19 protein-coding genes are annotated in these 21,224 nt (G+C 68.6%); 13 read left to right on the top strand and 6 right to left on the bottom strand.

The features are described 5' to 3' along the window. Positions 1 to 74: 74 nt before the first annotated feature. Both ACFDTH_RS01040 and ACFDTH_RS01035 read left to right on the top strand, forming a co-directional pair. Positions 75 to 488 (top strand): GFA family protein, encoded by a 414-nt coding sequence (locus ACFDTH_RS01040; protein WP_375285642.1) that lies wholly within the window; start codon positions 75 to 77, stop codon positions 486 to 488. A 73-nt stretch (positions 489 to 561) separates the two neighbouring features. Next, the gene (locus tag ACFDTH_RS01035; protein ID WP_375285641.1) at positions 562 to 984 is read left to right on the top strand and encodes an endonuclease domain-containing protein; all 423 of its coding nucleotides are present in this window, start codon (positions 562 to 564) and stop codon (positions 982 to 984) included. A 177-nt stretch (positions 985 to 1,161) separates the two neighbouring features. Here the strand turns inward: ACFDTH_RS01035 and ACFDTH_RS01030 are convergent, their stop codons facing one another. The 3 genes from ACFDTH_RS01030 to ACFDTH_RS01020 are packed head-to-tail and all read right to left on the bottom strand — an operon-like array spanning position 1,162 to position 4,111. After that, a complete protein-coding gene (locus ACFDTH_RS01030; RefSeq protein WP_375285640.1) occupies positions 1,162 to 1,929 on the bottom strand; it encodes a sugar transferase in 768 nt (255 codons plus the stop codon). Beyond that, positions 1,926 to 3,095: a polysaccharide deacetylase family protein gene (locus tag ACFDTH_RS01025; protein ID WP_375285639.1), complete on the bottom strand. Its 1,170-nt coding sequence runs from the start codon at positions 3,093 to 3,095 to the stop codon at positions 1,926 to 1,928. The genes ACFDTH_RS01030 and ACFDTH_RS01025 overlap by 4 nt, the downstream gene beginning before the upstream one ends. Next, positions 3,092 to 4,111 (bottom strand): GNAT family N-acetyltransferase, encoded by a 1,020-nt coding sequence (locus ACFDTH_RS01020; RefSeq protein WP_375285638.1) that lies wholly within the window; start codon positions 4,109 to 4,111, stop codon positions 3,092 to 3,094. Before ACFDTH_RS01020 ends, ACFDTH_RS01025 begins: the two co-directional genes overlap by 4 nt. A 62-nt stretch (positions 4,112 to 4,173) precedes the next feature. Between ACFDTH_RS01020 and ACFDTH_RS01015 the strand changes: the two genes are divergently transcribed. From ACFDTH_RS01015 to ACFDTH_RS00980, 8 genes are read left to right on the top strand one after another with little or no spacing between them, the layout of a single operon-like run. Continuing rightward, a complete protein-coding gene (locus ACFDTH_RS01015) occupies positions 4,174 to 5,238 on the top strand; it encodes a lipid II:glycine glycyltransferase FemX (RefSeq protein ID WP_375285637.1) in 1,065 nt (354 codons plus the stop codon). Next, complete coding sequence (locus ACFDTH_RS01010) at positions 5,235 to 5,906, top strand: hypothetical protein (RefSeq protein ID WP_375285636.1); 672 nt, start codon at positions 5,235 to 5,237, stop codon at positions 5,904 to 5,906. The genes ACFDTH_RS01015 and ACFDTH_RS01010 overlap by 4 nt, the downstream gene beginning before the upstream one ends. After that, positions 5,903 to 7,513 carry a lipid II flippase MurJ gene (locus ACFDTH_RS01005; protein ID WP_375285635.1) on the top strand — a complete coding sequence of 537 codons (1,611 nt, stop codon included), beginning with the start codon at positions 5,903 to 5,905 and terminating at the stop codon, positions 7,511 to 7,513. Before ACFDTH_RS01010 ends, ACFDTH_RS01005 begins: the two co-directional genes overlap by 4 nt. Then, on the top strand, positions 7,510 to 8,589 hold the full coding sequence (locus ACFDTH_RS01000; protein WP_375285634.1) for a glycosyltransferase: 1,080 nt from the start codon (positions 7,510 to 7,512) through the stop codon (positions 8,587 to 8,589). The genes ACFDTH_RS01005 and ACFDTH_RS01000 overlap by 4 nt, the downstream gene beginning before the upstream one ends. Positions 8,590 to 8,643: 54 nt before the next feature. Beyond that, entirely contained in the window at positions 8,644 to 9,390 is a 747-nt protein-coding gene (locus tag ACFDTH_RS00995; RefSeq protein WP_375285633.1) for a polysaccharide biosynthesis/export family protein, read from the top strand. Beyond that, the gene (locus ACFDTH_RS00990; RefSeq protein ID WP_375285632.1) at positions 9,390 to 11,411 is read left to right on the top strand and encodes a GumC family protein; all 2,022 of its coding nucleotides are present in this window, start codon (positions 9,390 to 9,392) and stop codon (positions 11,409 to 11,411) included. The genes ACFDTH_RS00995 and ACFDTH_RS00990 overlap by 1 nt, the downstream gene beginning before the upstream one ends. Continuing rightward, positions 11,389 to 12,693 (top strand): O-antigen ligase family protein, encoded by a 1,305-nt coding sequence (locus ACFDTH_RS00985; RefSeq protein WP_375285631.1) that lies wholly within the window; start codon positions 11,389 to 11,391, stop codon positions 12,691 to 12,693. Before ACFDTH_RS00990 ends, ACFDTH_RS00985 begins: the two co-directional genes overlap by 23 nt. Then, a complete protein-coding gene (locus ACFDTH_RS00980) occupies positions 12,690 to 13,889 on the top strand; it encodes a glycosyltransferase family 4 protein (protein ID WP_375285630.1) in 1,200 nt (399 codons plus the stop codon). Before ACFDTH_RS00985 ends, ACFDTH_RS00980 begins: the two co-directional genes overlap by 4 nt. 1,188 nt (positions 13,890 to 15,077) lie before the next feature. On the opposite strand, the gene rplA is transcribed toward ACFDTH_RS00980, so the two are convergent. The 3 genes from rplA to ACFDTH_RS00965 form a co-directional block, all read right to left on the bottom strand. Further along, complete coding sequence (gene rplA / locus ACFDTH_RS00975) at positions 15,078 to 15,770, bottom strand: 50S ribosomal protein L1 (RefSeq protein ID WP_375285629.1); 693 nt, start codon at positions 15,768 to 15,770, stop codon at positions 15,078 to 15,080. Between the two features lie 4 nt (positions 15,771 to 15,774). Beyond that, positions 15,775 to 16,206 carry a 50S ribosomal protein L11 gene (rplK, locus tag ACFDTH_RS00970; RefSeq protein WP_375285628.1) on the bottom strand — a complete coding sequence of 144 codons (432 nt, stop codon included), beginning with the start codon at positions 16,204 to 16,206 and terminating at the stop codon, positions 15,775 to 15,777. A gap of 155 nt (positions 16,207 to 16,361) precedes the next feature. Further along, positions 16,362 to 18,284 carry an alpha/beta fold hydrolase gene (locus ACFDTH_RS00965; protein WP_375285627.1) on the bottom strand — a complete coding sequence of 641 codons (1,923 nt, stop codon included), beginning with the start codon at positions 18,282 to 18,284 and terminating at the stop codon, positions 16,362 to 16,364. A gap of 199 nt (positions 18,285 to 18,483) precedes the next feature. Here ACFDTH_RS00965 and ACFDTH_RS00960 point away from each other — a divergent pair, with 199 nt between their 5' ends. Genes ACFDTH_RS00960 through ACFDTH_RS00950 form a run of 3 tightly spaced genes read left to right on the top strand, consistent with a single transcriptional unit; the run spans position 18,484 to position 21,191 of the window. Then, entirely contained in the window at positions 18,484 to 19,389 is a 906-nt protein-coding gene (locus ACFDTH_RS00960; protein WP_375285626.1) for a fructose bisphosphate aldolase, read from the top strand. Between the two features lie 38 nt (positions 19,390 to 19,427). Then, positions 19,428 to 20,138 carry a thiamine phosphate synthase gene (gene thiE / locus ACFDTH_RS00955; protein ID WP_375285625.1) on the top strand — a complete coding sequence of 237 codons (711 nt, stop codon included), beginning with the start codon at positions 19,428 to 19,430 and terminating at the stop codon, positions 20,136 to 20,138. A 39-nt stretch (positions 20,139 to 20,177) separates the two neighbouring features. Next, positions 20,178 to 21,191: a L,D-transpeptidase gene (locus tag ACFDTH_RS00950; protein WP_375285624.1), complete on the top strand. Its 1,014-nt coding sequence runs from the start codon at positions 20,178 to 20,180 to the stop codon at positions 21,189 to 21,191. Positions 21,192 to 21,224: the final 33 nt, after the last annotated feature.

Below are 21,224 nucleotides of genomic sequence, written 5' to 3'. Positions count from 1 at the left end.
CTTGCCAGTTAAGCGCGCTTGCCCCGCGGCGCAATCCATGAGAACAAGGGTAGAACGAACACGGGAGAGAGTCGATGACCGAAGTCGGGGCCACCACCGGCAAGTGTCACTGCGGCGCGATCAGCTATGCGGCGGAAGGCCCGCCCGAGCATCACGCGCTCTGCCACTGCGAGGATTGCCGTCGCTGGTCCGGCGCGCCAGCGGTCGGCTGGATCGCGTGGAGGGACGAGGCGGTGACGGTCACCGGCACCCCCAAGGTCTACAAGTCCAGCAACACCGGCAGCCGGGAGTTCTGCGGCGAGTGCGGCACCGGCCTGTTCTATCGCAACCCCACGGCGCTGCCGGGGCTGATCGACATCCAGTCTTGCACCCTCGACGATCCCGAAGCGCTGCCGCCGGGCGCGCAGATCATGGTCAAGGACCGGCTCGGCTGGACCAGGGGCATGGTGGAACTGCCGGAGTTCCGGACCTATCCGGGGATGGAGTGAGAGCAATCCTAACACAATCCTCCCCCGGAGGGGGAGGGGGACCGCCGAAGGCGGTGGAGGGGTAGGTCGCCGCATGCTCCACGGCCCGAAACGGACACAGAAGCGCGCCGCCCAGCTCCGACGCGAGATGAGTCTGCCCGAAGTCCTCCTGTGGCAGGCCCTGCGCCAGCGCCCCGGCGGCCTGAAGTTCCGGCACCAGCATCCCGCGGGCGAGTATGTGCTCGATTTCTTCTGCCCCCGTCGCCGGCTAGCGATCGAGGTCGATGGGGAAGCGCACAGTCGAGGCGACCGGCCTCACGCTGATGCCATCCGCGATGCGTGGATTTCACGACAAGGAGTTCGCACCATCCGCATACCGGCCCGCGAGGTTCTGCATGACGTGGAGGCAGTGGTTCGACACATCATGGCCTCCACTTGTGGCGACTACCCCTCCACCGCCTTCGGCGGTTCCCCTCCCCCTCCCGGGGGAGGAATAAGTCAACACCGCCGTCTTTGAAGCTTTCCTACAGCCGGTCTTCAATGCTATCGTCGCGCCAGCTCTTTGACATGATTATAGGCTCTTATCGCGCGGGAACCCTGTGCCTGGTTCACGTCATGTCGGAAGCGGAAGCAGGCATCGACGGTGTAAAGTTAGTGTCAACTTCCGCGCTTGGGTCCGGGGCGTGCGTCCCGCTCAATGCGCCCCATCGCCCTTGCGCACCGCGCTCACCGTCTTGAGCACCAGCTCCAGGTCGCGCTTGGCGGACATCGAGCGGATATATTCGATGTCCATCGCGGTGCGCTCGTCGAAGCCGACGTTGGCGCGGCCGGAGACCTGCCACAGGCCGGTCAGCCCCGGCCGCACCGCCAGCCGGGGTAGGTGCGCCATGCCGTAGGTGCTGGCGTCGAACGAGGTGGGGCGGGGGCCGACGAAGCTCATCTGGCCCAGCACGATGTTCCACAGGTTGGGCAGCTCGTCGAGGCTGGTTTTGCGTAGGAAGCGGCCGACGCGGGTGATGCGGGGATCGTTGACCAGCTTGAAGTCGGGGGAGTCGACGCCGTGGACGTTGTGCTTGCGCAGCGCCTCCTTCAGCGCCTCCGCGTCCGGGACCATGGTGCGAAATTTATAAAGGCGGAAGCGGCGGCCGAGATAGCCGGTGCGGTCCTGGATGAAGAGGATGCGGCCGCCGTCGTCCAGCTTGATTGCGACCGCCACCGCCACGAACACCGGCGCGCAGACCAGGACCACGCCCAGCGCCAGCACCGAGTCGAGGAAAGGCTTCAGCCGCTGGGCATAGCTACGGCCACGCACCTCGAGCGGCAGCGGCACGCCCTTCATGTCGCATTCGAAGCGCACGCGGCGCGCCATGTCCTGGCGCCGCTCGGGCGGCGGATAGCGCCGCGGCTCGGGCAGTGGGGTCGCTCCCCCCGTCAGGAAATCGTCCGACCTCGGCGGCGTCATGCACGACCTCTCAACCGCAGGCGCGTCACGATCGCCCGCGTCCAGTTCATCGGTCCCACCGCCAGATACCAATAGAGGTTGCCCTGCGCCAGCCGCACCGCAGCACGAAGGTGCAGACCTTCGGCGAACAACCAGCGGAAGCCCAATGCGCGGTCTCCCATGTGGATGCGCGACAGCACGGAGGCGGGCTCGCCGGCGGTGTTGCGGCGGCGGCCGCCGGTGGTGGCGCGATAGCCGAGCGCGGCGGCGATCGCGCGGCTCTCCGGGGCGGTCTTGTTCTCCGGCCAGCAGAACACCTGCGGCGCACGGCCGAGACGGTGGAGGAAGGTATCGCGGCAGGTGAGCAGGTGCTCGGTCACCCGCGCCTCGAACGCCGCCTCGCTCTCGCGCTCCCCGTTCACCCAGCCGCGCGTCGCGAGCGCCAGCCCCGATTCGGGCACCGCGCTGCCCAGCGGCACCGCGGCGGGGCTGTCGCTGCGATACCAGTCGTGCTTGGGTCCCTGCGTCGCGGCCCATTGCATCCAGGCGTGGCGGCGCCAGTTCCGCTCGGTCAGCACGCCCACCCCGCGTTCGGAGATCGGGACGCGGCCATGGTCGATGCCGTGCGGCTCCACCTCGAAGCCGGCATAGGCCTCCAGCGCTTGGAGCTCGGCCCAGTTCATGTACCCGCTCGTCTCGGCGGTGACCGGGCGGATCGTCTCGCCCGGCTCGATGAAGTCGAGCGAGGGGAAGAAGGTGGCCGGGAGGCGGCGGCTGCGCAGGATGGGGACGGCGAAGAGCCAATTGTCGAGATAGCCGTCGTCGAAGTGTAGGACGACCGGACGATAGGGCAGCGCTTCGCCCGCGGCGCGGAAGGCAAGATAGTCGCGCGTTCCCATCACCGTGCAGTTCATCTTGCGCAGCACGTCCGCATGACGGGCGAACGTGCGTGGCGAGACCGCGATCTCATAGGCCCAGGGCAGCCAGCGCGGATCCTCGGCGACCGAATGATAGGTGAGGATCGCGACGCCGGGCGGGGCGATCATCCGCCGGTGGCCGAGCGCGAGCGCCGCGGCGAAGAAGCCCGCGCCGACCCAGCCGCCCAGGCCGATGCTGCCGACCGCGCCGGCGGCGAGGATGCCGAGCCATTGCAGCATGCGGCGCATCCGCTCCTGCTTGCGGGTCACGGCTTGGCCTTCCAGCGGTTCCGCAGCCGCTTGGCGTGGGCGCGCAAGCCGTCGCGGGCCCAGGCGAGGCTGCCACGCGCGTTGGAGGCATAGAGCGTGATGCGGAACCGCTCCTCGACGACGTCGGCGTAGCGGAGCTTGTAGGGCGCCGGGGTCAGGCCGTTGCCGAGCTGGTCGTACCAGGCGATTTCCGGGTCCTCGCAGCAATCCCGGATGTGGCGGGCGGCCAGAACGTGGCCGATCGAGGCGTGCTCATAGGTCTCGTCGTAGGACACCTTGAGGACGTAAAGCCGGTCACCACCGAGCACGGCATATTCGAACGCCACGATCCGCTCGCCCGCGCGCAGCAGCGCGATCCGCAGGGCACCGGCGGCGGCGGCACGGGTGGCGAGCTGAGTATAGAACAAGGTGTCGGCCGCGCTGTCGGCGATCGCGGTCTTCTCGCGGCCCTTCCACCCCGCCTGTTCCAGCGCAAACAGATGCGCGAGCAGCATGGGCAGGTCGTCGAAGCGGGACAGCCGCTCGTAGGTGAGGCCGTGTTCGCCGAAGGCCTCGCGCTCCAGCCGCGGCCAGCGCTGGCGCAGCCGCTTGCTGCGGGCGGCGAGCCAGTCGGAATAGGGCCGGCGACAGTCGACCACCGGTACGCGTGCGTGCGGCGCCACCCGTACGTGGTGGGTGCGGCACCATTCCTGCGCCGCGGTGAGCAGCGGTGAGCCCTCCGGCACGTAATCAAGCGAAACGACGTCGGCCCCGCGCAGCAGCGTCTGCACATCGGGGAGGTGGGCGGCGGTATCGAACAAAGCGGTGTGCGGATTGGTGCGCGCATGCCGGAGGCGGAACGGTACCGGCCCCACAGTCGCACGCATATCGAGCAGTGCCAGTCCCCCGAGGTCGATGCGCCGCGCCGGCGCCAGGTACGCCGCATCCCACGCCTCGAACCACGCGGGCGAGACGATGAAGTCGGATGCCGGCGGCGCCCCCGCGTCCTGGCTTAATCTCTCCGCAACGCCTGTCACGTAGGGGCGCCTAGGGCCCGAGTGGCAAAGAATGCGTGAATACGGGAAGGGTTTGAAGCGCGGTGAGCTTGACCGATGCGATCTTCTCGGATGCCGATGCGGGCAGCAACTGGTCGTTCGACGCCTTCCTCGCCGAGAGTCCGTTCGCGGCCTATCAGCAGACCCGCACCTGGGCGCAGGTGGCACCCACCAGCAAACGGCACGATTTCCTGTTCTATCGGTGCAGCGAGTTCGGCCGGCCGCTGGCTGCGGCGGTGATCCGGCGCACCTGGCTTTCGCCCGTGCACTGGCTGGCGACGATCCAGCGCGGCCCGATCGTGCACGACGCGACGGCGCTGGCGCGCGTGCTGCCCAAGCTGATCTACACGCTGGGCCAGCACGGCGCCTGCTCGGTCCAGCTGGCCCCGCGGGTGCGTGGGCGCGACCTGCCGGTGATGGCGGAGGCGCTGCGCGCGACCGGCTTCACGCCGCTGGCCGAAGACCGCCAGCCGCTCCACCGCGCCACCGGCATCGTCTGGCTCGACAAGCCCGAGGATGCGGTGTTCGCGGGTTTCCGGCAGCGCGGGCGGCGGCAGGTCCGCGCCGCGGACAAGGCGGGTGTCACCGTGCGGCTGGCGGAAGGTGAGGCGGATGTCGCCACCTATCAGGCGCTGCTGGACGAGTTCCGCGCGGCGAAGCGCGACTATGACATGTCTGGCCTGCCCGACGCGCGCGGACAGGCCGCGCTGATCGCCGCGAGCGGCGGCGCGATGCTGCTGGCGGAGAAGGACGGCGAGGCGATCGGCGCGCATGCCTTTGTACGCCAGGCGCACGAGGCGATCTGGCTGTCGCTGGCCACCTCCGAGCGGTTCGGTGACCTGCCCCGATCCTATCCGCTGCTGTGGGCGGCGATGCGCCGCGCCCGCGACATGGGACTGATCGCATATGATCTTGCAGGCATGCCGCTGGAGGTGGCGCGCGACGAGGGGGAGGCGAAGCGGATGCAGTTCAAGGAGGCGTTCGCGCCGACCCGGCGGATGCTGCTGCCAATGCAGGTCGCGCCGGTGAAGCCGGTGGCGCACGCCATGCTGTTTGCCGCGCGCGAGGTCTATCGTGGGGTGAAGCGCCGGCGGAGGGCGGCGGCATGAGCACCGCAGTGCTGGGCCGGCTGGTCGCCCGCGCCCGCGAACGAGGCCTTTCGGCAACCGCGCGCAAGCTGTTCGAGGATCATGTCTGGCGCCGCTCCAGCAGCGTGATCATGGAATATCGCCGCGAATGGGGCGGGGGCGTCGGGCGTGAGTTCGAGCCGGCGGACGGTTTCCGCTACGAGATGGTCGAGCCTGGCCAGCCGGTACCGCCGCTCGGCCGCTTCCTCGCGCGCCGGCGCGGCGATTTCGAGCGGATGCTGGCGGACCGCAAGGTCGGTGCCTTCGTCTCGGACGAGGAGGGCGCCTTCTCCTGCCTGTGGCTGTCGTTCGAGGACCATCGCGATCCGGAATCGCGTGAGTTCTATGCCGTCGCGCCCGGCGAGGTGTATCACTATTGCTGGCTGCTCGATCCCGAGAAGCGCAAGTCCAATGCGGCGTTGAACATGATGCGCTACGTCTTTGCCTATGCGAAGCGGCGCGGCGTCACTCGGCAGTTCGGCGTGATCGATCGCGTCAACCGCCCATCCTACCAGATCCACAAGCGCTTTCACTATCGCGAGGCAGGAATCGAGGTGATCCACCTTTACCTGCTGCGCACCCGCTGGACCTTCACGCGACCCTATAAGGGCGAGCTGGGCCTGTACGCGAACGCGGGCCGCACCGGATGACCAGCCGCGCTGGAGCGCCGCTGCCGCAACGGCGCGGCGCGGCGCTGTTCCGTTCCACACTTGTCGTCGTGGCGATCCGCGGGATCGACTTCGGGCTGAGCTTCCTCGTTTCGGTGCTGCTCGCCGGCCGGTTCGGCGCGGGCGCGCAGCTCGACGCCTTCTTCCTCGCGCGCCGCACCACCGTCGGCTTCGCGGACATGATCCGCAAGTTCGTGGTGCAGGTGGTGATGCCCAGCGTCGTCGCGCGAGTCGATCGCGGGCACCCGCTGTCGGTGCACGGCCTGCCCAAGAGGATGTACCTGTTCGTCGCCGGCTTCGCCGCGCTGACCGCGGCGGGCATGCTGATCCCGGGCGAGCTGGTCAGCGTGTTCGCGCCCGGCTTCACCGACGTGCGGCATGACCTGACCGCGACGATGATGGCGATCATGATGCCGCTGCTTCCGCTCGCGGTCATCGGTTCGCTGCTGGTCGCGGTGCTCCAGGCCAATCGGCGCTATTTGGTCAGCGAGGGGAACAACATCGTCCAGCGAGGCATGCTGGTGGCGGTACTCGCCTTTGCGGTGCCGCCGCTCGGGATCGTGGCAGGCGCTTGGACGATGCTGGTGGCGGGCATCGTCGGCTTCCTGATACTGGTCGCGGGCTCCTGGTCGATCCTGCGGCGGCATCCGTCTGCGCTGCTGGCCCCCAAGGCCGAGGCTGCACCGGCGTCCGACGCGGCCGAGCCGAGCCTGGGCGGTGGCGTGGCGGCGGCATTGGTGCTCAACCTGTATCTCCAGGCGACAAGCCTGCTCGACTTCGCGGTGGCGTCGCTGGTGCCCGAAGGCGGTGTTGCCGCGCTGGAATATGGCGCGCGGCTGGTCAGCCTGGTGCCAGGGTTGCTGATGTCCAGCCTGTCAACGGTGATGCTGCCCGAGCTGATCCGCGCGATGCAGGCGAAGGAACGCGAGCCGGGGGTGCTGGTCCGTTTCCAGCGCATGGTGATCTTCGCGCAGATGCCCGTCTCGATCGGGATGATGCTGGGCGCGGACCTGATGGTGCATATCCTGTTCGGCCGCGGCGCGTTTGGCGAGGAGAGCATCCGCCTCGCGGCGGGCACCACCGCGGGCTATGCGCTGGCGCAGCTGTTCCTCGCGCCGATGACGGTGCTGACCTCCGCCATCTACGCCGATCCGCGCCGCTCCTGCCTGCGCGACCTGTCGATCGTCGCCGTCGGCGGGCTAGCGTTTCGTGCGGTGGCGATCGGCCTGGGCGCGTCGGCCTCGGGGGCGGCGGGCATCGCCTGGGGCGCGGCGGCGGCGACCTGCGCCACGGCGGTGCTGACCACGATTGTCGCCCGCAACCGCTTTCGGGACCTAAGCTTCGCCGGGTTCGGGCGGGAGACCGCGCGGATCGCCTTGTGCGGTGGGCTGGCGGCGGGGTGCGGATGGCTGTTGCTCGACCTTGCGCCCCGGTTCGACAATCTGGCGATCAAGTTTGCCAAGCTACTGGTGCTCGGCGGGGCGATCGTGCTGGTCTATGGCGGCGCCGCGCTGGCGATGCGGCTGCCCGAGGTGCAGCGGTTGCGTTCGGTGGCGATGGCGGCGCTCGCCAAACGGCGGGGCAAGTGATCCGTATCGGCTTCGTGCTCCCGCACCTGCGGCCGGGCGGGGCAGAGCGCTGCGTGGTCAACTGGCTGGGCGCGCTCGACCGGACGCGGTTCCGCCCGTTCCTGTTCCTAAAGCGCGTGGACGGCGCGTTCCTCGATCTGCTGCCGGACGACGTGACTCCGGTGGCGCTGGGCGGTGCGCGCGCGGCGCGGCTGCCGGGCGCGATCGCCTCGGCGCTGGCGGCGGCACGGATCGACGTCGCTTACAGTGCCACCAACGCGATGAACCTGGCGCTGCTCGCCGCCCGCACGAAGGCCGCCCGGATCGTCTCCGAACACACCTCGCCCGCCGCCTATCTGGCCGAAGCCAAGCTGCCCTTGCTGCGCAGGCTGGCGATGCGACGCTTCTATCCGCGCGCCGATGCGGTGGCGGTGCCCACCGAACGGATCGCGGCGGAGCTGCGCACCACCCTGGCGCGGCCGCTGGCAACGGTGGTGCTGCCCAATCCGGTGATCGCTGGCGCGCCGCTGCCGCGCCGGGTGGCGCAGGATGGCGTCTTCCGCATCCTCTCCGCGGGCCGGCTGGTGCCGGCGAAAGGATACGACACGCTGATCGACGCCGCGGCGCTGCTGGCGGCGCAGGGGCTCGACTTCTGCCTCGACATTCGCGGCGAAGGGGTGCTGCGCGACGACCTGCGCGCGCAGATCGCCGCCGCCGGGCTGACAGAGCGGATCGAGATCGCCGGCTATGGCGCCCTCGCTGCTCCCATGGCCGCGGCGGACCTGTTCGTGCTCGCCTCGCGGCGGGAAGGGTTCGGCAACGTGGTCGTCGAGGCGATGGCGGCGGGGTTGCCGGTGCTCGCCACCGGCACTGACGGTCCGGCCGGGCTGATCGACGATGGTGTCACCGGCTGGCTGGTGCCATCTGAAGACCCGCCTGCGCTCGCCGCTGCCATCGCGCGCATCGCCGCCGATCCCGCGCGCGATGGGGTGGCGGCGCCGGCACGCGAGGTCGCCGCCCGCTACACCGTCGCGGCGGCGACCCGTACCTTCGAGACGCTGGTCGAGCGTGTCGCGTCGCGGTCAATGGCGGCTTAAGACTAAAGTTACAGCGCCGTGCCTAGAAGTCTCGGAGACTGGTCCGGAACCCCCATGACGCTCGCCCGCCTGCTGTCCCTGTCCGTTCTTGCGCTCTCGGCCTGCGCCGGGCCGGTGAAGTACGCGCCCGCGCCCGAGATCCCGCTCGACCGCGGCAGCCAGGCGCTGGCGGCGGACATCAATCGCAAGCTGGAGGATCACCTCGCACTGAGCGGCGACTTCCATCCCAACGACGTCATCCGGCTGAGTTTCCCTTATTACCCGCTGATCGGCGGCGACCAGCGCATCCAGCTTTCGGGCCAGATCAGCCCGCCCTTGCTGCCGCCGGTCCAGGCGGTAGGCCTCAGCGTGGCGGAGCTCCAGGACAAGCTGAACGCGATGTACCGCGCCAAGCTGGAGCGACCGTCGGTCTCGGTGTCGGTGGTCGCATACAACCGCCCGCCGCCGCTGCCCGAGGTGTTCGTGATGGGCGAGGTGGCGCGGCCGGGCAACTTCCCCTGGCATGAGGGCACCACTCTGTTCGAGGGGCTGGCGCGCGCGGGCGGGGGCAACCGCGATGCGGACCTGCGCCGCGTCGTCCTGATCCAGCCCGACGGCAACCGCCTGATCGCGCGGATGATCGACCTGGAGAGCACGCTGCGCGGCAGCCAGCAGCCGATCGGCTATCTTTCGCCCTTCTCGATCCTGATCGTGCCGCCCACCGCGATCGCGCGCGATGCCGACCGTTCACGCCAGATCCGCCAGATCATCGGCTTCAACGGCGTCAACGTCGGCTCCGCCGTGACTTTGATTCAGCCCTGATGCTCGGGCTTTTCTACATCCGGCTGGTGCTCTCGCGCTGGCGCCTGGTGCTGGCGCTGGTGGTCGGCTGCACGTTGCTGGCGTTCCTCGTGACTTTGTACCTGGCGCAGAAGCCCACCTTCACCGCGGCGGCGCGGCTCAACATCGTGCCGACCAGCGAGGAACTCGGCTATGCCAACCGCTTCGTGCGTGGCTCCACCTTCGATGGCGGCTCGACCCTGCTCCAGACCTATGCCGAGTTCGCGCATACCCGTCCGGTGGTCGCGCCCATCGTCGATCGCTGGATCGCCGAGCAGGCGCAGGCGGCGGGGCAGAACGAGGACGCCTGGGTGCGCGCCAACAGCGTTGCGCCGTCCTTCTCGCCACGCCGGCTCTACACGATCCTCAACTATGGCGAGGCACCGGCCAAGCCGCTGCGCGAGGACGTGGTTGATTCGCTGATCGAGAGCACCACGATCGACACGGTCGAGGGCACCTATCTGCTGCGGATCACGGTGGAATGGGACGATCCCAAATCTGCCGCCTGGTTCGCCAATGCGCTGGCCGATGCGATCATCGCGCGGGCCGAGCGGATGAGCAGCAAGACCGGCACCCAGATCGCCGACACGCTGCAGACACGCCTCGCCGAGAAGCAGGCGGAGCTGGCGGCGGTGCTCGCCCGCTCGCGCGGGATGAAGCAGCGCGCCGGTGTGGTCGATGTGGACCAGCAGAAACAGTCGCTGCTGGAGGCGCAGATCGCCGAACAATCGCAGCTGACCAGCGATCGCGCCGCGCTTCAAGCCAGCCAGAGCCAGGTCGCGGGCCTCAAGCGCCAGACCAATGGCAAGATGTCCACCGCCCAGGCCGCGATCGACCAGACGCTCGCGGTGGAGGCACCGCGCGCCGCCGGCCTCGCTCGCGGCGTCGCGATCCGCGAGAGTCGCGTGGCGCAGATCCGCGCGCAGATCGCCGCGCTTGGCCGGACCGAGGACACGATCCGCAGCCTTGACGATCGCGCCCAGCAGCTGCGCGCCGAGGTCGCCGCACTGACCGAGCGAGTGAGCTTCAGCCAGACCGAAAACCTCGCCAACGCCCCGCGCATCCAGCTGATCGAGCGGGCGGTGCCGCCACTGACCCGGTCCAGCCCAAAAATGGTGCTCAACCTGGCGATGGGCTTTATCGCGGGCTGTGCCCTCGCTGGCATCGCGCTGCTGCTGCTCGGCCCCGCGCCGGAGCGGGTGCGCGAGGAAGAGGCGGCGGTCGAGCCCGAGCCGGCACCTGCACCCGCGCCGGCGCCCCCGGCAGCACCGGTGGACGGCGCGCCGCCGCGACGGCGGTGGAGCGACTTCGTCCCCGGCACGACGAGGATGGCGGAGACGCCACGGCCCTATCCGCCGCCCGGCTTCGTCACGAGCGGGTCGCTCGCGCTGGCGCGGGATGCGGAAGTGACCGTCGAAGCTCAGCCAGGGATCGCGCGCGAGCCCGACATGGCCGAACCTGCGCCGGAGCCCGAAGCTCCCGCTGCTGCGCTGGAAACCGAGCAGGAGGAGCCGCAGCCGACCCGCCCGCCGCTGACCCTCGTTCCAGAGTCACCCATCAACGATCGCGTCTTCGGCTATCTGCTGCCGCCGCCACGCAACGGCCGTCATTACAACGCTGCCGAGGCCCGCGGCATCGGCGCGAAGGTGGCGGAATGGCTTGGCGATGCGCTCGACGCCGACCGGCCGCTGACCATCGCCGCGACCGGCGAGGCCGAGGGCGCGCAGCGGCTCTACCAGCTGATCCACGCCTATCGCGCCGCTTTGGGCGCACCGGTGCGCACCGTCGACTGGTCCGAAGGCGTGCGCGCGCTGCCCCGCGGCGCCGGCAAGCCGCTGATCTACGCGGGCGGCGGCTTTGGTGCGGGCACCATCCTCGCGCACAATGACGGCCCGATCCTGGTCGCGGTCGCCGCCGACGAGGAAGACGCACTGGTGGCGGAGGCGCGGCGGCTGGCCAATTTCGCCGGGCGCCCGGTGCATGTCGTCCCTCTCGGCGGCTGACCCGCGCCCCCTCGCGCTGCCGGCGGAGACGGTGCGGCTGGTCGCGGTCGTATTGCTCTGCGGCTTCGCGCTGTTCACGCAACTCGATGCGGTGTCGAACCGTCTCGCCGTCGGCCCGGCGTCGCCATTGGCGCTGATGATCGCGGGGGTGCCGGCCAGCGCCTTCTTGCTGCTGCTGTCGGGCGGGTTGCCGTCTTGCGCGCGGGGGACCGATGGCGCGCGGCTGATCCTGGTGCTGCTGCTGTGGATGGTGGTGTGCTGGACGCTGAGCGAGCACCGGACCGAAGGCTATGACTATCTGGTCAAAATCTCGACCGCGGTGCTGCCGGCGCTGTGCCTGATGCTGGTCGCGGACCGGCCGGGCCACCTGCTCGCGATCGTCTGGGCGATGATCCTCGCGGGCGCGTTCGCCTCGGTGGTGGTGATCCTCGAATCGCGCTCGGGCACGCGCATCTTCTCGACCGCGCTGGCGGCGGTGACCGCGGACTTCGAGGGCGTCGCCCGCTCCGCCGGCGCGTCGGACCAGAACCCCACCACTGCGGCGCAGATGCTGATGACCAGCGTCGCGCTCGCGCTGGGCCTGCTGTTCTCGGGCGAGAAGCGCTTCCGCCTCGTGCTCGCTGGCGTGGTGCTGGTCGGCGCGGCGGCATTGGCGCTGATGTCGGCGCGCAGCGCGATCCTGGGGTTCGGGGCGGGCGCGGGGATCGTGCTGCTCTCGCTCCGGAAACACAAGGCATTCCCGCTGATCCTGGTGGCGACGGGCATAGCCGGTGCGGTGGGGCTGATGTTCGCGCCGCCGACCCTGTGGGAGCGGTTCGCCGCGATCGGAGATTTCGGCAAGGACCAGACCCTGTTCCGCCGGATCAGCTATCTGCGGATTGGCGCGGACCTGATCGGCCAGTCGCCGATCTGGGGGGTGGGGCCGGGCAATTTCCCGCTTTACTACATCACCGATCCGTATCGCTGGATGCCCGGCCGCATCCCGTTCCCGCGCGAGCTCCACAACACGTACCTGGACGTGATGACCGAGCTGGGCGTGGTCGGCTTTGCCCTCTTCGCGACGCTGCTGACCCATTGCTTCCTCCAGCTGCGCCGGGCGCTGGCGGGATCGCCGGAGCTGGCGCGGGTCACCTTTGCGGTGCTCGTGGCGCTGGTCGCGCTGCTGGTCGGGTGTTTCTTCATGCCGCACAAGGACATGCGCTACCTGTGGCTGTTGATCGCGCTGGCGATCCAGTGCGGCCGGATCAGGGCCGGAAAGATCAGGGTTGGGGAGCGCGCATGAAGCTGGCGGTGATCGTCACCGAATATCCCAAGTCGACCGAGACCTTCATCTATCGCGACTTGATGGCGTGGCACGAGATGGGCTGCGAAGTGGTGCTTTACCATCTAGCGCCCTTCCGCCACGATCAGCCGCTGCACGGTTTTGCCGCGCCGACGCGGGGCTGGGTGCGCGAGGTGGGCTTCGTCCAGCCGGGCGCGGTGGCGCGGGCGATGGCGCGGCGGCCGGCGTCGCTGGGCCGGGCGGTGGCGCAGATGACCGCGGCCTATGCGCGGCACCCGAAGATGCTTGCCAAGTCGCTGGCCCTGCTGCCCAAGGCCCTGGCGATCGCCGAGGATGCGCGGGCGCAGGGCTGCACCCATGTCCATGCCGAATTCGCCGGCCACCCGGCGACGGCGGCGTGGCTGGGGCAGCGCGCGGGCGGGCTGCCCTATTCGGTGAGCTGCCGGGCGCATGACATTTTCCGCACCCAGGCGCTGCTGGCCGAGAAGCTGGGCGAGGCGAAGGCGGTGCGCACGGTCAGCGACTTCGGCGCGCGCTTCCTGCGCGAGCGGGTGCGGGGGATGTCGGACCGTGAGCTGCACGTCATCCACTCCAGCGTCGACGTGGGGCGGATCGCGGCGGTGGAGGCGGTGCCCTCGACCGAGCCGTTCCGCATCCTCTACGTCGGCGCGCTGGAGCCGAAGAAGGGGGTGGAGCACCTGCTCGACGCGCTGGCCCAGGTGGGCGGGCAGCTCGGCGACTGGCGGCTCGACGCGATCGGGCAGGGGCCCAGCGCCGAGGCGTTGCAGGCGAAGGCGGTGGCGCTCGGCCTCGCCGACCGGATCACCTTCCACGGCGCCAGGCCCTTCGAGCAGGTCGCCGCGGCTTATGGCGAGGCCAGCGTCTGCGTGGCGCCCAGCGTGATCGGCCCGAACGGCCGGCAGGAGGGCATCCCCAATGTGATGATCGAGGCGCTGGCCTATCAGCGCCCGGCGATCACCACCGCCATCTCGGGCATCCCCGAGCTGATCGAGGACGGGGTGACCGGGCTGCTGGTGCCGCAGGCGGATGCGGCGGCTTTGGGCGCGGCGTTGCTGCGGGTGTATCGCGATCCGGCGGCGGCGCTGGCAATGGCGCGGCGTGGGCGGACGCATGTGGAGCGGGAGTTCGACTTGGCGGTCAATGCGCGGCGGCAGCTGGAGCTGTTCTTCGGGTGAGGCTGGGGGGTGCCGCGATCTGGAAGTTGACACTAACTTGACACTGTCGACGTGGTTCTCTGACGTGCGGGCATACCCGAGAAGTATGCGCCATCTCACGCGCCGGGCGAGGTGTAATCGCGGCGGATGCAGAACGTTGAACGATCGAAAGAGCGGTGGTCCTTATAGCTGAGCTACGGCTTGTAGGACAGCGTTTGTTTGGAGATTGTGGCTGGATATCGCTGTCTGCTCGCGGAGCATGTGGCGGCTGTTTTGAACGGCGGCAGCCGGATTACGATTCAACGATGGATGCCGGAACATGGATGAAGCGTCCTCCCCGGTGAACGCCGGAGCCCAGCATCGGGCCGCTCCCAACTGGGCCCCGGCGTTCGCCGGGGAGGCGACAAACGCTGATTCGCGGGGAATGGATCACCCTGCGGGGCACTGGCGCGCCGCGTGAGCGGAGCGGCTGCTGTTGGGCCAAAAGCGGCCGGTCCGCAGACGCCCAGTTGCGGTCTTTCGTTATTGCACTAAACTTGCTGGATGTTCTTAGTAACCGTCCTCGCATTGTCCGCCCCGGCACCTTCATATACTTGCAACTACGCGAAGATCAGGCCGGTTCGCCAGCAACGTAGTGTGACCGCTTACGCGGCCCCGACCGCAGGCGCGCGGCGAGTGAGGACGCTGAAAACTGGTGCAAAAGTCTACGTCTGCGATGAGACAAAAGATTGGGTTGAGGTTCGCTTTGAAGCTACTCATTATCCCTGTCCGGGAACCACTAAAGGCTTACACGTGCAGAAAGCAACCACCTGTAAGCGGGGGTGGGTTCGTCAATCAGAGGTCGATGTGCTGTCAGGCTGAGCGGCAACTAACCCCCCTAACTGCGGCGATCCTGTCCCCCAGTCTCGTGCCGGGGACCAACGTGGGGCGAGCAGCAGGCAAGCGGTTCGGACGATCGTTTTCCGGACGCGGTGGATCCCGGCACAGGGCCGGGCTGACGGTTTGGGCGGAAGGCAGCTGATCGCCGCAATCAAGCAGGCGACCTTCAACGACACAAACGAAAAGAGCCGGGGTCGCTCCCGACCCTTCCGTCATTCTGCTCCAAGGCCGGGATCGAAGTGAATTCGATCCCGTCGATCGCAGCTTCGCTGCGTCGGCCGACCGGGCGCGGTCTCACGGGCAGCAGGGCTGCCCGTGTGCCGCTTCGGCTTACGCGCCCGCCACCTCGGCGGTGTCGACCTTGATCCCCGGGCCCATCGAGCTCGAGATCGCGACCTTCTTGACGTACTTGCCCTTCGCGCCCGACGGCTTGGACTTCACCAGCGCGTCGACCAGCGCGTCGAAGTTCGCGCGCAGGTCCTCGGCCGGGAAGCTCGCCTTGCCGATGCCGGAGTGGATGATGCCGGCCTTTTCAACGCGATACTCGATCTGGCCGCCCTTGGCGTCCTTGACCGCCTGGGCGACGTTCATCGTCACCGTGCCCAGCTTCGGGTTCGGCATCAGGCCCTTGGGGCCCAGCACCTTGCCGAGGCGGCCGACGATGCCCATCATGTCGGGCGTCGCGATGCAGCGGTCGAAGTCGATGGTGCCGCCCTGGATGGTCTCCATCAGGTCCTCGGCACCGACGACGTCCGCCCCTGCCGCCGTGGCTTCCTCGGCCTTGGCGCCGCGCGCGAACACCGCGACGCGCACCGTCTTGCCGGTGCCCTTGGGCAGGTTGACGACGCCGCGGACCATCTGGTCGGCGTGGCGCGGATCGACGCCCAGGTTCACCGCGACCTCGATGGTCTCGTCGAACTTGGAGGTGGCGTTGGTCTTCGCGAGGCCGATCGCCTCATCGACGCCGTGCAGCTTCTCACGGTCGATGGTCCAGGCCTTCTGCTTCTTGGAAATCTTCGCCACGGCCTCAGCCCTCCACCACTTCGAGGCCCATCGCGCGGGCGGAACCTTCGATGATCTTCGTCGCCGCGGCGATGTCGTTCGCGTTCAGGTCCTTCATCTTGACCTGGGCGATCTCGGACAGCTGCGTGCGGGTGATCTTGCCGGCACTGGCCTTGCCCGGCTCCTTGGAGCCCGACTTCAGGTTCAGCGCCTTCTTGATCAGGAAGGTCGCAGGCGGGGTCTTGGTCTCGAAGGTGAACGAGCGGTCCGCATAGACGGTGATGATGGTGGGGAGGGGCGAGCCCTTCTCCATGTCACCCGTCTGGGCGTTGAACGCCTTGCAGAACTCCATGATGTTCACGCCGCGCTGACCCAAAGCAGGGCCGATCGGCGGCGAGGGATTGGCGGCGCCGGCGGGCACCTGCAGCTTGATATAGCCGGTGATCTTCTTTGCCATGTCACGTCACTCTATAGGGGGTCAGAGCGCAACAGCGCCCGGCCCTGTTCAAGTCGAGCGGTACAAGCGGGCGCCGAAGCGCCCTCCCGCATGGATTCCATCACAAATGCGCTGGAAGCGCGCGCCCTTAGCGGAAGGCGCGCGCGCGTGCAAGGTCAGGGTGCGCCGAGCCCCAGCGAAGCGCTCAGGAACGCATCCGACTTCGCCAGCATCTGCGTCCGCACGGTGGAATCGTCCAGCTGGTGGTCGAGGTTCTTGAACTCGACATAGCCGACCTTCTTGCCGGCATTGCGCAGCCGCTTCTCCATGGCGCGGGATTGGTCGACGCTCACGTTGAGATCGTGATCACCGTGGAACAGGAGGACCGGCGCCTTGATCGCTTCCACGTTCTGGAGCGGCGAGCCTTCGCGGATATGCGGTCCGCTGCCGATGTAACGGGTCATGACCGCATGATTGGTGAAGCGCTGCGATTCGTCCTTCAGCATGCCGAGATCGACCACGGGTGCGATGGCGACGATCGCCTTGAACAGCGCGGGGTCGAGCACCGAGGTCTGGAGCGCGGCATAGCCGCCATAGGACCAGCCGACGATGGCAAGCTTTCCGGGAGCGGCGATGCCCTGCGCCTGCAGCCAGCGGCCGGCATCGTTCACATCGCCGACGGCGGTGCGCCACGACTGGTATCCGTTCTTCTGGAACCACGCCACGCCATAGCCGGTGGAGCCACGGTAGTTGGGCTGGAGGACGGCATAGCCGCGCGCGGTGAAGAACTGGACCAGCCAGTCGAACCCCCATTCGTCGCGCGCACCCGGCCCGCCATGCGGCATGACGATCGCGGGCAGCCCCTTGCCATGACTGCCGGTGGGCAGGGTGAGGTACCCGGGGATCATCGTGCCGTCCGCAGCGGGATAGCGGATGGGGCGCATCGTCCCGAGCCGCACCTGTGCCAGCTGCGGGCGGACCGCCAGCACCTCGGTCAGTTCGCGGCTCCCCTTGTTGAAAAGGTAGTAGCGGCCCGGGTCGGTGTCGCTGCCCGCATAAAGAAGCAGGGTCTTTTCGTCAGTGGAGGCGTCGACAAAGCTCAATGTCGGCGCCTTGAGTGCCTTGCCCAGCATATCGCGCAACCGGCGCAGCTCGGGGTCGAAGAACTCGGTCCGTCGCGCCTCCGTGGCATAGCTTACCCCGACCACGCGATGCTGCCTGCCGATGCTGACGACGCCATCGACATCGACCTCCGGGTGCGCCAGAACGAGTTCGCGGCTGGCGCTGCCGTCCAGCGCGATCTTGAACAGCGCTTTGCGCCCGTCCAGCCGATCGAAGCCGTAGGCGACGTTCAGGTCCGGATCGACCGCAGCGGGATTGAAGCCGTTCCACCCGACGGTGTCCCGCGTGATCGAACCGAGCAACTGCCAGGAGCGCTCGCCCTTCTTGCGGTAGGAATAGGCGATCTGGTCGCTGATCTGGCCGCCTGGCGCCGGCGCCATCAACCCCATCATGCGGACCACGCCGCGGCCGTCGCTGATGTACTCGGCCGCATATTCGCGCGGCGGCTCCACCGGCGAACGCTGGCCAGTGACGGCGTTGATCCGTTCGACGCCAAGTCCTTCGGCATCGCTGGCGAGGCGCGTGCCGATCGTGCGCTCGGGCACATGAACGCGCTGCATCAGCACGCCACCCTTATCGTCGGCCGCCCAATCGAGAATACCGCCCCCATATTGCGCGAAGCCCATTGCGCGGCTGGACGTGTTGCCGCTCAGCAGCTTGCCGTCGCTCCCGTCGATGTTCAGCGACATCACCCTCGTGACGCCCAGCTTCAGATCGAGGTCCGCCGACACGAAGTAGATCTGGCAGGCCAGACGGGCGTCGGTGACCCAGCCGCAGGAGGTGACCCGCTCCGGTTCGCCATCGGTGCGCAGGATCGTCACCGGGTCGCCGCCCTTGATCGGGTCCGCGATCATCACCAGCGTGCCCTTGCCGCCGTTCGGCGCGACAATGGCCACCTTAGTTCCGTCGGGTGACAGGCTGATCTGCTGGATCAGTTCGCGTGTGCCGAACGCCTTGGCAGCACCGTCGGCGGTCATCGCGGCATTCTGCCCCGAGGCAGGCACAGACAGCAACGCGAGTGCCGCGGCACCCGCACGATAACATAGCTTCAAGACGACCCCCATCTTTCCCGGAATGAAGCTGCCACGATGTCGCGAAGGCCGCAACCGGCTGTTGAGCCGAAACGGCGGGATGGTTAGGGTGCAGCGCAACACGAGCGATAAACAGGGGGATGCGATGCAGTTCGACGAGATGACCGCCAAGATGCGCGACGGCCGCGGGTTCATCGCCGCACTGGACCAGAGCGGCGGGTCCACGCCCAAGGCGCTCAAGGGCTATGGCATCGAGGCGGATCGCTATTCGGGCGACGAGGAGATGTTTGCGCTGATCCACCAGATGCGCACCCGCATCATCACCTCGCCCGCGTTCACCGGCGACAAGGTGATCGGCGCGATCCTGTTCGAGCGGACCATGGACGGCTATGCCGATGGCGAGACCATCCCCAGCGTCCTCCACGCCCGCGGCGTCGTGCCCTTCATCAAGATCGACAAGGGGCTGGAGGCGGAGGCCGATGGCGTCCAGCTGATGAAGCCGATGCCGGAGCTGGGCAGCCTGCTGGATCGTGCGCGGGGACTGGGCGTGTTCGGCACCAAGGAGCGTTCGGTGGTCAACCTTGCCAATGAGGCGGGCATCCGCGCGATCGTGGCGCAGCAGATCGAAGTTGGGCAGCAGGTGCTGGCGCACGGACTGGTCCCGATCCTTGAGCCCGAGGTCAACATCAAGAGCGCCGAGCGCGGCGCGGCCGACGTGCTGCTGCGCGACGCGCTGATCGCGGCGCTGGATGCCATGCCGGGGGACGAGCAGGTGATGCTCAAGCTGTCGCTGCCCGAGACGCCGGACCTGCACCGCCCGCTGGTGGAGCATCCGCGCGTGCTGCGGGTGGTGGCGCTGTCGGGCGGCTATTCGCGCGCCGATGCGTGTGTCGAGCTCGCGAAGAACCACGGCATCATCGCCAGCTTCAGCCGCGCGCTGCTGGAGGACCTGCGCGACGGCATGACGGATGCGGCGTTCGATGCGGCGCTGGGCGCGGCGATCGATGAGATCTACGCGGCGTCGACGCAGAAGAGCGCGGTGGCCGCCTGACCTTTCCCCGGACCCATCCCCGCGCTACCGGCGCGGGGATGACCGACCTTGACGATCCCCTCGGCCCGCTCGATCCCGATTTCGCGACACACTTCGTGCGCGACGATCGGCGGCCGGCGTGCCAGCTCTACCTGATCTCGCCGCTGGACGTGGGCGGCGGCTTTCCCGACCGGCTCGCCCGCGCGCTCGACGCTGGGCCGGTCGCGGCGTTCCAGTTCAGGGTGAAGGACGTCGACCAGCATGAGGCGGCGCGGTTGGCAGAGCGGCTCCAGCGCCTCTGCGCCGATCGCGAGGTGGCGTTCATCGTCAACGACAGCGTCAGCCTGGCGAAGCGGATCGGCGCGGATGGCGTCCACCTGGGGCAGGACGACGGCGACCCGCGCGAGGCGCGCGCGGTGCTGGGGCCATCGGTGCAGATCGGCGTCACCTGCCACGACAGCCGCCATCTGGCGATGTCGGCCGGGGAGGCGGGCGCGGACTATGTCGCGTTCGGCAGCTTCTTTCCCACTACCACCAAGGCGGTGCACCACCATCCCGAGCCGGTGATCCTGTCCTGGTGGTCGGCGCTGTTCGAGCTGCCCTGCGTTGCGATTGGCGGGATCACGCCGGGCAATGCCGCGCCTTTGGTCGCGGCGGGCGCGGACTTCCTGGCGGTGTCGGGCGCGGTGTGGGGCGGCGACGAGGCGGCGGCGGTGCGCGCCTTCGCTGAGGTGCTCGCTCGTTCCGGTGGGGAAACAAGCAGGACCTGATCCGTTCTCCAGGCGAGCGTAACCGTATGGGATGACCAGATGTTTCGGATCACCTTCGCCGCCTCGGCCCTCGCTGTGGCGGGTGTGGCGGCAACCGCGCAGCCTGCTTCGCCCGCTGCCTCCTCGGCGAGGCCGCCGATCGACCGCGGCATCCTCCACGTCCAGGTAATCCTCGACAAGCTCGGCTTCGGCCCCGGCATCCTCGACGGGCGCGGCGGGCCGTCGCTGGTCAATGCGCTCAAGGGGTTCCAGGAGAGCCGCGGGCTCAAGGTCACCGGCAAGCCCGACCGCGCGACGCTGCGCGCACTATATCCCTATCGCGCCGCCCGGCCGACGATGACGCTGGAGCTTGACCGCGAGGCGTTCACCGGCCCGTTCGTCAACCCGATCCCGGAGGATTATGCCGATCAGGCCAAGCTAGAGCGGATGGCCTATACCCGCCCCCTGGAGAAATTGGCCGAGCGCTTCCACACCACGCCCGAGGTGCTGTCGGAGCTGAACCCAGGTGTACGGCAGATCACGCCGGGAACGAAGATCACCGTGCCCAACTCGCTGCCCTCGTCCCGCGCCTATCCGGAGGACGCCACTCCCGAGTGGCGCGCGACCCTGGCGTCGCTCAACGTCGAAGCAAAGGTGCCGCAGGCCGAGCGGATCGTGGTCGACAAGTCGGAGGGCGTGCTGCGCGTGGAGGGGCCGAACGGCAAGCTGCTTGGGCTCTACACCGCCACGATGGGGTCGGCGCGCGATCCGCTGCCGCTGGGCAATTGGAAGGTCCTCCACGTCTCGCCCAACCCCGACTGGAAGATGAACCCGAAGATCCTGAAGTCGGTCAGCAACAGCAAGGCTGCGCAGCTGATCCCGCCGGGTCCGAACAACCCGGTCGGCGTGGTGTGGATCGACCTGTCGAAGGAGCATTACGGCATCCATGGCACCGGCGAGCCGCAGCAGATCGGCCGGGCCCAGTCCAACGGCTGCGTGCGGCTGACCAACTGGGATGCGGCGCGCGTGGCTCTGATGGTGAAGGCGGGCACGCCGGTGGTGTTCCGGGCGTGACGCGATGACGCGGCTCGGCTGGGCGATCCAGAT

The organism is Sphingomonas sp., from assembly GCF_042096255.1.
Lineage (GTDB): Bacteria > Pseudomonadota > Alphaproteobacteria > Sphingomonadales > Sphingomonadaceae > Sphingomonas.
The sequence above is the reverse complement of the archived record's forward strand: the minus strand, read 5'-3'. Positions and strand labels throughout refer to the sequence as shown.

Excerpts from the sequence above, each read along its gene's own strand:
- ACFDTH_RS01040 (WP_375285642.1), top strand. The coding sequence starts at position 75 with ATGACCGAAGTCGGGGCCACCACCGGCAAGTGTCACTGCGGCGCGATC.
- ACFDTH_RS01035 (WP_375285641.1), top strand. The coding sequence starts at position 562 with ATGCTCCACGGCCCGAAACGGACACAGAAGCGCGCCGCCCAGCTCCGA.
- ACFDTH_RS01030 (WP_375285640.1), bottom strand. The coding sequence starts at position 1,929 with ATGACGCCGCCGAGGTCGGACGATTTCCTGACGGGGGGAGCGACCCCA.
- ACFDTH_RS01010 (WP_375285636.1), top strand. The coding sequence starts at position 5,235 with ATGAGCACCGCAGTGCTGGGCCGGCTGGTCGCCCGCGCCCGCGAACGA.
- ACFDTH_RS01005 (WP_375285635.1), top strand. The coding sequence starts at position 5,903 with ATGACCAGCCGCGCTGGAGCGCCGCTGCCGCAACGGCGCGGCGCGGCG.
- ACFDTH_RS00995 (WP_375285633.1), top strand. The coding sequence starts at position 8,644 with ATGACGCTCGCCCGCCTGCTGTCCCTGTCCGTTCTTGCGCTCTCGGCC.
- ACFDTH_RS00990 (WP_375285632.1), top strand. The coding sequence starts at position 9,390 with ATGCTCGGGCTTTTCTACATCCGGCTGGTGCTCTCGCGCTGGCGCCTG.
- ACFDTH_RS00985 (WP_375285631.1), top strand. The coding sequence starts at position 11,389 with ATGTCGTCCCTCTCGGCGGCTGACCCGCGCCCCCTCGCGCTGCCGGCG.
- ACFDTH_RS00980 (WP_375285630.1), top strand. The coding sequence starts at position 12,690 with ATGAAGCTGGCGGTGATCGTCACCGAATATCCCAAGTCGACCGAGACC.
- rplK (WP_375285628.1), bottom strand. The coding sequence starts at position 16,206 with ATGGCAAAGAAGATCACCGGCTATATCAAGCTGCAGGTGCCCGCCGGC.
- ACFDTH_RS00965 (WP_375285627.1), bottom strand. The coding sequence starts at position 18,284 with ATGACCGCCGACGGTGCTGCCAAGGCGTTCGGCACACGCGAACTGATC.
- ACFDTH_RS00960 (WP_375285626.1), top strand. The coding sequence starts at position 18,484 with ATGCAGTTCGACGAGATGACCGCCAAGATGCGCGACGGCCGCGGGTTC.
- thiE (WP_375285625.1), top strand. The coding sequence starts at position 19,428 with ATGACCGACCTTGACGATCCCCTCGGCCCGCTCGATCCCGATTTCGCG.
- ACFDTH_RS00950 (WP_375285624.1), top strand. The coding sequence starts at position 20,178 with ATGTTTCGGATCACCTTCGCCGCCTCGGCCCTCGCTGTGGCGGGTGTG.